The organism is Bradyrhizobium sp. Ses1, assembly GCF_059512365.1.
Genome location: NZ_JCAMOQ010000007.1, coordinates 179,617 through 194,097, shown reverse-complemented (window position 1 = coordinate 194,097; position 14,481 = coordinate 179,617). Strand labels below are relative to the sequence as shown.

Here is a 14,481-nt window from a genome sequence, read left to right as displayed (position 1 = left end):
AATGGCCCGGCCGTTGCAAGACGCGCGAATGCAAAAACCGGGAAATTCAGAAAAGGTCGCGCATGGCGACACGCGGGCGGTGACACGACTTGGACGACGTGGGCCGCAGCTCGCGGCTCACTCGGTGGAAAACTGCGCCATCATTGCTTTTGCGCTTCTCAGGTCCGAAATCTCGAACCCCTCGGTGAACTTTCCGTACACGGAGGCAAGGATGTGGTGCGCGTTGGCAGGACGGTCCTGGGTGGCTCTCAATCGCGCAAAACTGATTGCCGTCCTCAACTCCCAAAACAGCGCGCCCTGGCTGCGCGCCACCTGGAGCGACTTGTCGAAGGACTGCTCGGCGGCGACAAGCGAACGACGTTCACCGGCGTGGAGCAGCAGCTCGCCTTTGATGCGCAACAGCTCGGCCTGGTACCATTGCTCTTCCCTCGCCTCGCAACGCGCAAGCGCCTCATTGACGGCAATAAGCCCCTGCGCGACGTCGCCTGCCTCGCCGAGACAGATCGCCAATTCGCCAAGAGGAAGCAGGAAGCGCGGCAAAAACCGCGCCTCGCCCGCCAGCTCGAGCGCTTTCCGCAGCACCGGCAATCCCGTGGCAACGCCGCCGCGCTTAGCCATCACCATGCCTCTGAAGGCGCGGGCCCACAAATTCCACAGGCGGATCGGGTGCCGCTCGGTATGCTCGATCAACAGTGCACAGTAGCGTTCCGCCGCATCGAGGTCGCCGGCAAGGAAAGTGATCGGGCAGGCGCCCTGCCCCAGCACGCTGCAGAACGTCAGCGCGTGGCCGCTCGCTCGGCCTTCCTCGATGTTGTGTTCGACCACGCGCAAGGCCTGGTCGGCTAGCCCCATGAGCCACAGGATGCGAGCCTGGAAATAGTGCGCCGATACTCTTAGGTCGAAGCGAAAGCGGATCACCTGCGGCTTTGGCGATAGATCCGAAAGGCGCGACAAGGTCCGCGTGATGTAATGATGCGCGAGGTTCTGGTCGCCGAGGTAGTGCAGCGTGGTAGCCAGCAGCCGATCGGCCATCATCAGGTCGACGGAGTTGCTCGAGCCACCTGCGATTTCGGCGAAGCGGTGCGCAAACTCCAGCGCCTTGCGAAATTCTCCGTTGTTGAACTGATCGATGCACAGTCCCCACAGCGCGCGCAGCAAATAATCGGCGTCGCCGAGTTGCTCTGCGAGTTGCAACGCCAAGGCCCAGGCGGGACCGGCCTCGCGGGCCCTACCGACGCCATACATCAGCGACCAGGCGTGTGCGGCCGAAAGCTGCATGCGCAGGCGCAATGCTTCCGGGCAACCTTCATCGATCCTTGCCAGCGCCAACCCGGTGCGCTCGCGGCACTCCGCGAGCAGCGACAGTTGTACCCAGAGCGGCACCGCGGCCGCGGTCAATGCCACGCCAGTCTGCGCATCGCCGCTGGGGGAGAATGCCCAATCAAGGCTGGCACGCACGTTGTCGATATGCCGGCCGTAAATGGCAAGCCACTCCGCCTGCGGCTTCAGCTCGCTTTCGGCTTCTGCATTGGCGAAGAAAACGCGATAATATTGCGCGTGACGGCGCGCTGCATCGAAATATTCCCCTGAGCCATGCAGCTTTTCCAGCGCGTAAGCGCGCGTCGTATCCAGCAGGCGGTAGTGCGGCCGGTCGCCACGAATGTCGGCGACGGCAAGGGATTTTGCGACCAGATTGGCGAGGTGGTCGGTGACTTCGTCCCTCTCGTGATCGCCGGCAACCGCAATCACTGCGTCGAGCAGGAAATCGCCGGCGAAGATGCCGAGCCGCCGCAGGACCCGCGCCTCCGCCTCCGGCAGCAGGTCATAGCTCCAGTCGAGCGTCGCGCGCAGCGTTTGCTGCCGGGGCAGCGCAGTGCGCCGGCCCGTCGTGAGGAACTTAAATCTGTCGTCCAGAAGCGCCGCGATCTTGGGCGGGCCAAGCATCGCCGCGCGTGCCGCGGCAAACTCAATGGCGAGCGGAATGCCGTCGAGCCGGCGGCAAATAGCGGCAATGGCGCCAAGATTCTCCTCGTCGCGCTCGAAGCTAGAACCCTGCGCCTTCGCCCTGGTCATGAACAGTTCGACTGCGGTGTGTTCAAAGATAGCGTCCGGTGCAAGCAGAGGCTCAGGCGGCACTTCCAGTGGAGGCACGCGATAGACATGTTCGCCATCGATGCGCAGGGCCTCGCGGCTGGTCGCGATAGTGGTGGTGCCGGGGCAGCGGCTGACGATCGTCTCCGTCAGCTTGGCTACGGCACCAATGACATGCTCGCAATTGTCGAAAACGACCAGCAATTGCCGCGCTCCGATGGCACGCGCGATGGCCTCTGCGCAGATATCTTCGCCTTCCAGTTTGATACCGAGCACGCCGGCAACCGCTGAAGGCACGAGTTCGGGATTCGAAAGCGAGGCCAGTTCGATGAGGAACCGGTCGGCCGTCATTCCGGCCGGCGGCGATCTGGCCGCCTGTAGCGCCAGCGCTGTCTTGCCGATCCCGCCGGGTCCGACGAGACTCACCACTCGATACGCAGACAGGAGCTCCCACAGGTGAGCGATCGCCGTAGCGCGACCGATGAGATTGAATGTCGCGGCCGGAATGTTGGTAGACGGCGACAGTTCGGGCGCAGCCGGCTGAGCCGGCGCATCGACATGCCGGATCTGCCATGATCCCAGAAGGCGATATCCCCGGCCGACCGTCGTGGCCAGCATGTCGCGATCGGGACCGAGGGCCTTGCGGATCGCCGCGATGTGCACACGAAGCGCGCCCTCCTCGACGAATACCCCTCGCCAGACCCGCTTGGTCAAATCACTCTTGGAAACCAGTTCGCCTTCTGCCTGGACCAATTCCGCAATGATCTCAAAGGCCCGTCCACCCAACGGCACGGGCACTCCCTGAGAGCGCAATTCCCGTCTGGCAAGATCGATTTCCCATCCCGCGCATGCATAGATGGGGCGCAGGCCTGATGCGGCCGTCATTTAGAGAAGCCCCAAGCAGTTGGTAAATTTCCACCCAGGCGACCAGCCTATCATCAGCCCAGTCGAAAGAAACCAACCCAGGCGAGAACCAATTGAGGACTGCTTCGCCTGCAGTCTGCCGCACCGGATCGGTTCAGCCTTTTCAAGAACGGAAGCAGGCGCCTGATGAGAACTCCGCGCGCGGCGCATACGTCGACCCTAGCTATCGCACCGCACAACGGATCCGTGTACGTGGTCCACGGCCATTGAGGTTCCTGGACGGAACCCCATATCTTCGACAAGGGAGTCCTTGCCGTGCAGACCGTAAAGGCGGCCCTCGTTGCGGCGATCGCAATCGTCGCTCTGGTTGTCTCCCTCCTTCCCGGCTTAGCGGAGGAGAACCGCAGTCTTGCACTGACCATTTCGCTCGACGGGGCTATCGGACCGGCGTCGGCAAGTTACGTGAAGGACGCTCTGGCCAAGGCATCCGAACGACGCGCGGACATTGTCATTCTGCGTCTGAATACACCGGGCGGTCTCACCACCAGCATGCGCGAGATCATCTCGGATGTGATCGCTTCGCCCGTTCCTGTCGTAGGTTACGTAGCTCCCTCCGGAGCCCATGCCGCAAGCGCCGGGACCTATATTCTCTACGCGACCCATATCGCGGCAATGGCGCCGGGCACCAATATCGGTGCCGCGACGCCAGTACAGATTGGCGGTCCGATACCGGGCCTGCCGGGCGGTACTCCGGACAAGGACGGCAAAGACAAGAAGGATAGCGACCACCAGCCCGAGCCAAAGGATGCGATGACGGCAAAGGTGACGAATGATGCCGTCGCCCTCATCCGCAGCCTCGCCGAACTGCGCGGCCACAATGCTGACTGGGCCGAGAAGGCGGTGCGCGAGGCCGCGACCCTCTCCGCCAACGGCGCGTTGCAGGACCATGTCATCGATCTCATCGCACGCGATCCGGCCGAACTGCTCGCGAAGGTCGATGGTCGCGTCGTCGAGGTTGCAAGTGGCAAGACACAACGTCTGGCGACGAAAGACGCGGTCGTCGAAATAATCGATCCCGGATGGATCTCCCGGTTCCTGGCGGTCATCACTGATCCCAACGTCGCGTTCATTCTCCTGATGGTTGGCGTCTACGGGCTCATCTTCGAATTCATGTCCCCCGGCACGGTCGCCCCCGGAGTCGTCGGCACGATCTGCCTGCTGCTGGGCCTTTACGCCCTCAATTTGCTGCCGATCAGCTACGCCGGCCTCGCCTTGATGCTGGTCGGGATCGCGCTTCTTGCCTTCGAGGCCTTCAACCCGACGGTCGTGATCGGGCTCGGCGGAGTCATCGCCTTTGTACTGGGAGCGGTCATGCTCTTCAGGGTCGAAGCGCCCGGCTACCGACTCTCGTGGTGGCTCATCGCCGTCGTGACGGCGACGTTCATCGGCTTTGTTCTCGTCGTGCTCGGCTCGCTTCGGCGCGCTCGCACCGGTCCCGTGCGGGTCGGCGCGCAAGCCATGCGAGGCCTGTCCGCCAAGGTCCTCGATTGGTCCGAGAATGAAGGTCATGTCTTCACGCACGGCGAGCGATGGCAAGCACGCGGCACCGAAACCTTCAGGCCGGGTGAGATGGTTGAGGTCGCCAACATCGTCGATCTGACGCTGGTGGTGCGGCGCGCGCCAGTCCGGACCGGCGAAGGAGGGAAATCATGATGCTTGATTACTTGACCTATGCAGCGCTTGTGCTGGTCGTCATCCTTTTCTTGACCCAGGCCATTCGCATCCTGCGGGAATATGAGCGCGGCGTCATCTTCACGCTCGGCCGTTTCACCGGAGTGAAGGGCCCGGGCCTCATCATCCTCATTCCGGCCGTGCAGCAACTCGTGAAGGTGGATCTCAGAGTGATGGTGCAGGTCGTGCCGCCCCAGGACGTGATTTCGCGCGACAACGTCTCGGTCAAGGTCAATGCCGTTCTCTACTTTCGCATCGTCGATCCTGAGCGCGCGATCATCAAGGTCGGCGATTACATGGCCGCGACCAGCCAACTCGCACAAACCACGCTGCGCTCGGTCCTCGGCAAGCACGAACTCGACGAGATGCTGGCAGAACGCGACAGGTTAAACGCCGACATCCAGGAGATCCTCGACAAGCAGACCGACATATGGGGCATCAAGGTGACTGGAATCGAGATCAAGGATGTCGATATCAACGAAACCATGGTGCGCGCAATCGCCAAGCAGGCCGAAGCGGAACGGCTGCGGCGCGCCAAAGTGATCAATGCGATGGGCGAGCAGCAAGCCGCCGAAAAGCTCGTCGAGGCCGGCCGGATCCTCGCCCAGGAGCCGCAGGCGATGCAGCTACGCTATTTCGCAGCACTGCACGACATCGCGGGCGAACGGTCCTCGACCGTGGTCTTTCCGCTCCCGATGAATCTGTTTGACCACCTTACTCGGCGGGAGTCAGCGTGATCTGGCCGTTTTCCTGATGGGGTACCGATCGTGTGAGGCAAGCGCGAGGATGATTGTTTCCCAAGATCATCGCGCTTTAGGCTCGACGGCAGGCTCCAGGCTGCGCAGCCAGGCAAGCCGGGCGATGGCACGCTCGGCCAGCATCTGCAGAAGCTCAAGACGCGCCGGATCGTCCGAGCGTTCGGCACCGTCGAGATAGGCGTCGGACAGAGCCTCGGCGATGGCCTGGGCATCAGTTGCCTGCAGCAGCGCCGGAGGAAAGGATCCGAATCCGGCGGCGCGGGCCGACATCAGTTCGGCCTCTTCGCGAAGCTCGCGAGCGCGGCTCTGCGAACGTGCTAGGAGTCGCGCCTCGAGGTCCGCAAGCCGCACAGCCAGACGAGTTTCCAATGCGCCGGCATCCACGCGAGCTGCCGCGTCAGTGGCCCCCTCGCCCGCGCGCTCCTTGTGCTCAAGGTGATAGGCGCTGCGGCGTTCCTTGCGCAGGGTCGCCACATGCGCAAGCTCCTCCCGTGCCATGGCTTCGGCGGCCTTCCTGATCTCGGGATCGGCGGTGAAGGCCGCGACATAAGACCAGAAGGCAAATGCGCGCTCTTCATTGCGCACCGCCATCGCCAGGGCTCGATAAGGTGTCGTCAGCCGCGACGCCTTGATCTCCGCCATGGTCTCGGCATCGAAAGTCTCCGGCGCATCCCAGCGTACGAGTGCCGGATCAGGCGCCTTGCCACGGCGCGACAGCGACCAGCGTGTCACACTATCGACATGCTCCCGCTCGGCGGCCGCAAGCTGCGCGAAGACTGCTGCAAGATCATCTCTGTCCTGCGCCCGCATCTCTTCGGCAAGCTCCGAATAGCGATCCGCGGCCTCCTGCTCCATCGCATTGGCAAGCGCGAACAGCTCATCCAGCGACTGCAAGGTTCCCGCCGGCTCGTCTTTCAAAAGCAATGCTCGCGTCAGCAGCATGAGCCACCTGCATAGCTGTGTTTGATCCAGAACAAACTCGCTTGTCTCGGTTACGACTAGACAGCCGGTCTGAACAGGAGTCAAACTTTCGGTGGTTGGATCGGGGATCCCTTTAGGGTTGTCAGCGCCGACGCCCCCTTGTTCCAGTTCAGCGTGTCATGGCCCCCGACGAGCGGCCGCACTCGCGCTGGCCGTGATTGTCGCCGTCGGCATCATCTTCTGGACACGCGCGGCCCTCGCCGCGAGCGATCTCGCCACCTATCTGCCAAAAATCCACCCCGGCGACTTCTTCACAGGTGCGGATCGATTTGGTCCGCCGCAAGGAGACCCGCCGATCGTCCCCATCTCTCGCGGCGACCAACTGCAGGGCTTTGTCTATCTCAACTCGGATTTCGCCAATTCGATCGGCTATTCCGGCAAGCCGATTCACATCCTGGTCGGCATCGATACTGATGGCATCGTCAGAGGCCTGAGGCTCGTCGACCACAAGGAGCCGATCGTCCTGATCGGAATTCCTGAGCCGCGCATCGTCGCCGCCGTGAACGGCCTGATCGGCAAGGATATGAGGCCGATCGCGCAAGGCTCGGAACGGCCGCCGCAGGTCGACATCGTCAGCGGCGCGACCGTGACCGTGCTGGTCATGGGCGACAGCATCGTACGCTCCGCGGTACGGCTGATCCGAACCGGACGAATTGGCGGCGGAAGCGCCGCCGCGGCGGCGGCATTGCCGCCCGTCACCAAGACGCTTGACCTCGGAAAGAGCGAGATTCGCGACTGGGCCAGCCTTGTCGGCGACGGCTCGGTGCGGCGGCTGCACCTGACGATCGGCGAGGTCAATGAAGCGTTCGCCAAATCAGGAAATGCGGCCGCCGCACAGAACCCAGAAGCAGGCGACGCTGGCGATACCTTCATCGATCTCTATGTCGCGCTTGCCAGCGCCCCGACGATCGGTCGCAGCCTGCTTGGCGACGATGGTTATGAGAGGCTGAAGGAGCGCCTGCAACCGGGACAGCAGGCGATCATGATCGCCGGCGAAGGCCTCTATTCTTTCAAGGGTTCGGCTTATGTGCGCGGCGGCATTTTCGACCGCGTCGAGATCCTTCAGGAAGGCTCCAGCACCCGCTTCCGCGACCGGAATCATATGCGCCTGGGCGCGCTTGCCGCCGACGGTGCACCGGATCTCCACGAAATCGGATTGTTCGTCACGCCGCCCGAATTCACGCTCGACCCGGTCCAGCCCTGGGAACTGCAACTGCTCGTGCAGAGGAACGTCGGCAGCCGCGACAAAGCGTTTCTCACCTTCGATCTCGACTACAATCTGCCCGATCGCTACCTGCGATCCGAGCAGCGCGCGGTGACGGTGCCGTCTAGCACGCCCGCGGCGCAGACCTCTGCTCCCAGCGCACAGGTGTCCCTGCCGGCGGATGACGGCGAAGAGCCGCTATGGATGCGAATTTGGCGCTCGCAGCCGGCCTCGATCGCGATCACGGCGATAGCGTTGATTGCACTGACCGCCATCTTCTTCTTTCAGAACATCCTGGTACGACGACCGACGCTCTACACGTGGGTTCGCCGGGGTTATCTCGCCTTTGTGCTGATCTGGCTTGGCTGGTACGCCAACGCGCAGCTCTCCGTGGTCAACGTGGTGACCTTCACCAGCGCGCTGGTGACGGGCTTTCACTGGGAGTTCTTTCTCGCCGCACCGCTGATCTTTATTCTCTGGTCGGCAACCGCTGCCGCGCTTCTGTTCTGGGGACGCGGTCCGTTCTGCGGATGGCTGTGCCCGTTCGGCGCGCTGCAGGAGCTGACCAACACGGTCGCGAAATGGCTCAAGGTACCGCAGATCACGGTGCCCTGGGGCCTTCACGAACGTCTCTGGCCGATCAAGTACATCATCTTCCTCGCCGTGTTCGGTCTGTCGCTCTACTCCGTTGCGCTTGCAGAGACCTTCGCGGAAGTCGAACCGTTCAAGACGGCGATCATCCTGAAATTCGCGCGCGGCTGGCCGTTTGTCGCCTATGCGGGCGCCCTGCTCTTCATCGGCCTGTTCATCGAACGCTTCTTCTGCCGCTACCTCTGCCCGCTCGGCGCTGCACTTGCGATCCCCGGACGCATCCGGACCTTCGAGTGGCTGCGCCGCTGGAAAGAGTGCGGCTCGCCCTGCCAGCGCTGCGCCAAGGATTGTCCGGTGCAATCGATCCATCCCGAAGGGCACATCAACGTCAACGAGTGCATCTACTGCATGCACTGCCAGGAGCTCTACTACGACGACCAGCGCTGCCCGCACATGATCCAAGTGCGGCTCAAGCGCGAGAAGTTCCAGGCCATGTCATCGCCCTCGATGCGCGCGGGCGGAAGCGGACCGAAGACGTCATCACGCATGCCGGAAAGCCGGTGCTCGCCGCCGCGCACTCACAAGCTCCAACCAGCCGTTCACACAAAGGAGACGAACATGGCTAGTGAGAAACATGACGATGACAAGTCGACGGCGATCAGCCGTCGTCAGATGGTGGGAACAGCAGCGATCGGCGCTGCCGGCATCGCCGGTGGACTGAGCATCGGCAGGGGTCTTGCACCCGAGCCGGCTGCGGCACAGACCAAGGCAGCACCGGCGCGCGCCGGTGGCCTGAAGTCGGAGATCGCGCCAGGCGAGCTCGACGAATATTACACGTTCTTTTCCAGCGGTCAGACCGGCGAAGTCCGCATCGTCGGCATGCCCTCGATGCGCGAATTGATGCGCATTCCCGTGTTCAACCGCTGCAGCGCGACTGGTTGGGGCCAGACCAACGAAAGCCGCAAGATCATGACCGAGGGTCTGATGCCGGAGACCCGCGAGCGGCTGAAAGACCGTCTCGGCATCTGGATGAACGGCGATTGCCATCATCCGCATAAGTCGTTCACGGACGGGACTTATGACGGCCGCTACGTCTTCATCAACGACAAGGCAAATACCCGCCTGGCTCGCATTCGCACCGACATCATGAAGTGCGACAAGATCATCGAGATTCCCAACCAGTACACGATCCACGGCATGCGCCTGCAGAGATATCCGCGCGCCGGATATGTGTTCTGTAACGGCGAGTACGAGGTGCCGCTGCCAAACGACGGCAAGGTGCTGGACGACAAAAGCAAATACTGGTCGATCTTCACCGCCGTTGACGGCGACACGATGAAGATCGCGTGGCAGGTGATGGTTGACGGCAACCTCGACAACACCGACGCCGACTACCAGGGCAAATATGCGTTCGCGACCTGCTACAACTCCGAGAAGGGCGTGACGCTGGCCGAAATGACCGCAAGCGAGCAGGACTGGGTCACCGTCTTCAACATCAAGCGGATCGAGGAGGCCGTCAAGAAGGGCGACTACAAGGAGATGAATGGCGTGCCCGTGATCGATGGGCGGCATGGTTCGCCTTACACGCGCTACGTTCCCGTCTCCAACAGCCCGCACGGATTGAACGCCGCGCCCGACGGGATTCACGTCGTCGCCAACGGCAAACTGGCCCCGACGGTAAGCGTCTTGGACGTCCGCCTGCTCGATCAGCTGTTCGACGACAAGATCAAGCCGCGCGATGTCGTGGTCGCCGAGCCCGAACTCGGACTCGGACCGCTGCATACGGCCTTCGATGGCAGAGGCAACGCTTATACGACTCTGTTTCTCGACAGCCAGGTGGCTAAGTGGAACATCGATCAAGCCAAACGAGCGTTCAAGGGCGAGAAGGTCAACCCGATCATCCAGAAACTCGACGTGCAGTACCAGCCGGGTCACAACCATTCCTCGATGGGCGAGACCAAAGAGGCCGACGGAAAATGGCTGCTGTCGCTGAACAAGTTCTCCAAGGACCGCTTCCTCAACGTCGGTCCGCTCAAGCCGGAGAACGATCAGCTTATCGACATTTCGGGGGACCGCATGCGCCTCGTCCATGACGGCCCGAGTTTCGCCGAGCCGCATGACGCGGTGATCATTCATCGCTCGAAGCTCGACGGCCGCGTTCTCAGCATCTGGAAACGCGACGACCCGTTCTTCGAGGACGCGCGCAAGCAGGCGGTCGCCGACGGCGTCAAGCTCGAAAGCGACGCCAAAGTCGTCCGCGACGGCAACAAGGTGCGGGTCTACATGTACTCTGCTGCGCCCGCTTTCGCGCTCGACAAATTCGACGTCCAGCAAGGCGATGAGGTGACCGTCTACATCACCAATATCGATGACGTCGAGGACCTGACCCACGGCTTCTGCATCGTCAACTATGGCGTCAACATGGAGATCGACCCGCAGCAGACGTCGTCGGTGACGTTCGTCGCCGACAAGCCCGGCGTGTACTGGTACTTCTGCACCTGGTTCTGTCACGCCATGCACATGGAAATGCGCGGGCGCATGTTCGTGCACCCGCGAAACGCATGATGGAGCGGACAGCACACCATATGGCGTGCTTCGGGCTGGCGGCGCTTGCCGCCGCCAGCCTTATCGTGCAGGCATCAGCAGCGCAGCTTGCGATTGCGCCAGACGTCAGCGACGTGCAGGCGGTGCTCGACCAGGCGGTGGACGGTGATGAAGTGCGCCTCTCCGCCGGCACCTATCGCGGACCGCTGCGGATCGCCCGCCGTATTACATTTGCCGGCGAAACCGGAGCTGTCATCGCGGGATCTCGCCAGGGCAGCGTCGTGACGGTCACCGCCCCCGGCGCCGTGGTGCGCGGCCTTGAAGTGCGCGGCTCCGGGCGTTCGCTCGAGACGATGGACTCCGGCATTTTTGTCGAGCAATCCGCGCGCGACGCCGTCATCGAGGACAATCTTCTCGAGGACAATCTGTTCGGCGTCTATGTCCACGGAGCTCCCGATGCCGTGGTTCGCCACAACCGCATTGCCGGCTTGCGCCAGATCCGCATCAGCGAGGCCGGCAACGGCGTGTCGGTGTGGAATGCCCCCGGGGCCAAGGTGATCGACAACGAAGTCCGCTATGGGCGCGACGGCATCTTCGTCATATCGAGCCGCAACAATGTGTTCAGCGGCAACCGCTTCAGCAACCTGCGCTTGGCGATCCACTACATGTACGCCAATGACGGCGAGGTCACCAACAACGTTTCGACCGGGAACACCATCGGCTTCGCATTCATGTTCTCGAACCGGCTCGTCGTTCGGGACAACGTTTCCGACCACGATCGCGATCGAGGCATGCTGTTCAACGCTGCGAACGGTTCGAAAATCCTCGGGAATGCCGTGATCGGCGGATTGCAGCCGGCCGAGCGCTGGGCGACTTCCGACAGCCGCGCGGAAGAAGGCATTTCGCAAGCGGACGCCGGCACCACCGCGCAGGTGAGCCAGACCAAGGCTCCACGCCTGGGCCCGGAAAAATGTGTATTCATCTACAACACCAACAACAATCGGCTTGAGAACAACTGGTTCGAAGGCTGCGAAATCGGCGTGCATTTCACCGCAGGTTCCGAAGGCACCGCCATCACCGGCAATGCGTTCGTCAACAACGTCAACCAGGTCAAATATGTCGGCACGCGCTATCTCGACTGGTCGAAAGGCGGGCGCGGTAATTACTGGAGCGACAATCCGGCCTTCGATCTCAACGGCGACGGCATTGCCGATACGGCGTATCGGCCCAACGACCTGATCGACCGGGTGTTGTGGACCGCGCCTGCGGCCAAAGTTCTGATCAACAGTCCCGCCGTCCAGGTGATCCGGTGGGCGCAGCGACAATTTCCCGCGCTGCTGCCGGGTGGCGTCGTCGACAATCACCCGCTGATGTCGCCGCCAGCGCGCCGCAAGCTTGCGGAAGGAATTCGGCCATGAGCACGGTACGAATAACGGACGTCAGCAAACGGTATGGGCGCATCAATGCGGTGTCGGGCGCCTCGTTCGAGCTTGGCCAAGGCGAAATGGTCGCCTTGATCGGCCACAACGGTGCCGGCAAGACCACGCTGATGAAACTGATGCTGGGTTTGATTCACCCGACGCACGGCACGATCCGGGTTCTGGGCGAGGATCCCGCCGCTGGTCAGTTTTCGGCACGGCGCCGGCTTGGCTACCTGCCGGAAAACGTTTCCTTCGATGCAACGTTGACTGGCCGCGAGACGCAGCGGTTCTATGCTCGGCTGAAGCAGGAGCCGATCGCAAAGGCGGAGCACCTGCTTGATGTCGTCGGGCTCGGCGCAGCCGCGGACCGGCGGGTCGGCACATATTCGAAAGGCATGCGCCAGCGCCTCGGGCTGGCGCAAGCGCTGATCGGACGGCCGCAATTGCTGCTGCTCGACGAACCGACCACCGGTCTCGATCCGGAACTGCGCCAGACCTTCTATGACGCGATCCAGCGGCTTGCAGCCGAAGGCACCACGGTTCTGCTCTGCTCGCATGCGCTGACGGAGCTGGAGGAACGGGCGGGACGCGTGATCATCATGAACCGCGGGGTCAAGGTCGCCGATGGCTCGCTCGATGAGCTGAGGCGGCTGGCGCAACTGCCGACCCGGATCCGGCTGAAAATATCCGGCCTTGCTTCCGGCGAGATACCGGCCTGGCTACCCGCATCCGCTCCGCACCGGCGGCTCAACGGCCACGTTGTCGAGATCGATGCGGCACCGGAGCAAAAGATCGAACTATTGCGCCGCGTTACTGCAACCGACACCTCGGTCGAGGATCTCGACGTGACGTCGCCGAACCTCGACGAACTCTACGCGCATTTCCTGCGATCGGCGGAGGGGCAGCGATGAATGCCGTTCTCACCATTATGGCCAAGGAAATCCGCCAGGCCGTTCGCAACCGCTGGGTGCTTGCTGCAACGCTGCTGCTGGCCGCCCTGGCGCTGTCGTTGACCTTCCTTGGCAGCGCGCCAAGCGGCAGCAATGTGGGCGCACGTCCGCTCGACGTGATCATCGTCAGCCTTTCTAGTCTTACGATCTTCCTGGTGCCACTGATTGCGCTTCTGATCTCGCACGATGCCATCGTCGGGGACATGGAACGTGGCACCATGCTCCTACTCCTGAGCTACCCAGTCGCTCGCTGGCAGGTGCTGATCGGGAAATTCTGCGGACATCTCGCCGTGCTCGCCTTCGCGACCAGTCTCGGCTATGGGGCCGCGGTCGCTGCCTTGTTGGCGACAGGCAGTGACATGGATCGCGAGGGGCTGGCAGCGTTCATCGCAATGATCGGCTCCTCCGTGCTGCTGGGAGCGGTCTTCATCGCAATCGGTTATTGGGTCAGCGCGCAGGTGCGCGACCGCGGCACCGCCGCTGGTGTCTGTATCGGCCTGTGGCTGTTGCTCGTGCTGGTCTACGACATGGCGTTGCTCGGCGTCCTCGTCCTGGACAGGGGCCAGAACATGTCGGGCCCCGTTCTCAACACCTTGCTCCTCCTCAATCCGACCGACATCTACAGACTCCTCAATTTGACCGGCTTTGCCAATGTCAGCGCGTTCTCGGGCATGGCGGGGCTTGCCGGCAGCGCGACGTTGCCCGTCCACGTCCTTGTGGCGGCGCTCGCGCTGTGGACGCTCATTCCACTGACGGCCGCAAGCCTGTCGTTCTCCCGGAGGGAGCTGTGAAGCGTATTGCTATTGTCGATGCGCTGCTCGCGCTGTTACTGCTCACAGGCTGCAACGAAAAACAGCAGTCCGCGCTACCGCTGCCGCACGCGATGACGCCAGAGGCGATCGGCCGTTATTGCGGCATGAACGTGCTCGAGCATCCGGGGCCAAAGGGGCAGATCCTGGTAGCCAGCCTGATCGAGCCGGTCTGGTTCTCCTCGGCGCGCGATGCCATCGCCTTCACGATGCTGCCGGACGAACCCAAGGACATCCAGGCCATCTATGTCTCCGACATGGCGAAGGCGGCGAGCTGGGACAAGCCCGGCGCGGATAATTGGGTCGAGGCGCGAAAGGCGCTGTTCGTGATCGGCAGCCGCGTCAAGAGCGGGATGGGCGGCCTCGAAGCCGTGCCGTTCTCGGAGCGGGGCGCCGCCGAAAAGTTTGTCGCCGAAAATGGCGGGCACATCGTTGGCTTCAGCGAGGTGCCGCGGGATTATGTGCTGGGATCGAACGAGTCCAGCGCATCGACGGATGACAAGACGGCCGCGCCGGGCTCGACAAACTGAGGAGGAG

At 62.7% G+C, this 14,481-nt stretch carries 9 protein-coding genes and 1 pseudogene; 8 read left to right on the top strand and 2 right to left on the bottom strand.

Features of this window, described 5'->3' with window-relative positions; translation table 11 throughout:
* Nucleotides 1–117: 117 nt before the first annotated feature.
* Nucleotides 118–2,883 (bottom strand): ATP-binding protein, encoded by a 2,766-nt coding sequence (locus AC5ZG5_RS11800; RefSeq protein ID WP_456641970.1) that lies wholly within the window; start codon nt 2,881–2,883, stop codon nt 118–120.
* A gap of 387 nt (nt 2,884–3,270) precedes the next feature.
* Between AC5ZG5_RS11800 and AC5ZG5_RS11795 the strand changes: the two genes are divergently transcribed.
* On the top strand, nt 3,271–4,668 hold the full coding sequence (locus AC5ZG5_RS11795) for an NfeD family protein (protein WP_130223815.1): 1,398 nt from the start codon (nt 3,271–3,273) through the stop codon (nt 4,666–4,668).
* Nucleotides 4,665–5,423 carry a slipin family protein gene (locus AC5ZG5_RS11790; RefSeq protein ID WP_456641969.1) on the top strand — a complete coding sequence of 253 codons (759 nt, stop codon included), beginning with the start codon at nt 4,665–4,667 and terminating at the stop codon, nt 5,421–5,423. The genes AC5ZG5_RS11795 and AC5ZG5_RS11790 overlap by 4 nt, the downstream gene beginning before the upstream one ends.
* Nucleotides 5,424–5,489: 66 nt before the next feature.
* Here AC5ZG5_RS11790 and AC5ZG5_RS11785 read toward each other — a convergent pair whose 3' ends face one another.
* Complete coding sequence (locus AC5ZG5_RS11785; protein ID WP_456641968.1) at nt 5,490–6,386, bottom strand: ferritin-like domain-containing protein; 897 nt, start codon at nt 6,384–6,386, stop codon at nt 5,490–5,492.
* A 193-nt stretch (nt 6,387–6,579) separates the two neighbouring features.
* On the opposite strand from AC5ZG5_RS11785, the pseudogene AC5ZG5_RS11780 reads away from it, so the two are divergent.
* The 6 genes and pseudogenes from AC5ZG5_RS11780 to AC5ZG5_RS11755 all read left to right on the top strand — a co-directional run bounded on the left by AC5ZG5_RS11780 (nt 6,580) and on the right by AC5ZG5_RS11755 (nt 14,474).
* Nucleotides 6,580–8,846 (top strand): annotated as a pseudogene (locus tag AC5ZG5_RS11780) (4Fe-4S binding protein).
* Nucleotides 8,839–10,785 carry a TAT-dependent nitrous-oxide reductase gene (gene nosZ / locus AC5ZG5_RS11775; RefSeq protein WP_456641967.1) on the top strand — a complete coding sequence of 649 codons (1,947 nt, stop codon included), beginning with the start codon at nt 8,839–8,841 and terminating at the stop codon, nt 10,783–10,785. The pseudogene AC5ZG5_RS11780 and the gene nosZ overlap by 8 nt, the downstream one beginning before the upstream one ends.
* Nucleotides 10,785–12,182: a nitrous oxide reductase family maturation protein NosD gene (locus AC5ZG5_RS11770; RefSeq protein WP_456641966.1), complete on the top strand. Its 1,398-nt coding sequence runs from the start codon at nt 10,785–10,787 to the stop codon at nt 12,180–12,182. Before nosZ ends, AC5ZG5_RS11770 begins: the two co-directional genes overlap by 1 nt.
* Complete coding sequence (locus AC5ZG5_RS11765; RefSeq protein WP_456641965.1) at nt 12,179–13,096, top strand: ABC transporter ATP-binding protein; 918 nt, start codon at nt 12,179–12,181, stop codon at nt 13,094–13,096. The genes AC5ZG5_RS11770 and AC5ZG5_RS11765 overlap by 4 nt, the downstream gene beginning before the upstream one ends.
* Nucleotides 13,093–13,926, top strand: coding sequence for an ABC transporter permease (locus tag AC5ZG5_RS11760; RefSeq protein WP_456641964.1), 834 nt, complete (start codon nt 13,093–13,095; stop codon nt 13,924–13,926). The genes AC5ZG5_RS11765 and AC5ZG5_RS11760 overlap by 4 nt, the downstream gene beginning before the upstream one ends.
* A complete protein-coding gene (locus tag AC5ZG5_RS11755; protein ID WP_456641963.1) occupies nt 13,923–14,474 on the top strand; it encodes a nitrous oxide reductase accessory protein NosL in 552 nt (183 codons plus the stop codon). The genes AC5ZG5_RS11760 and AC5ZG5_RS11755 overlap by 4 nt, the downstream gene beginning before the upstream one ends.
* The last annotated feature ends 7 nt before the right edge of the window (nt 14,475–14,481 follow it).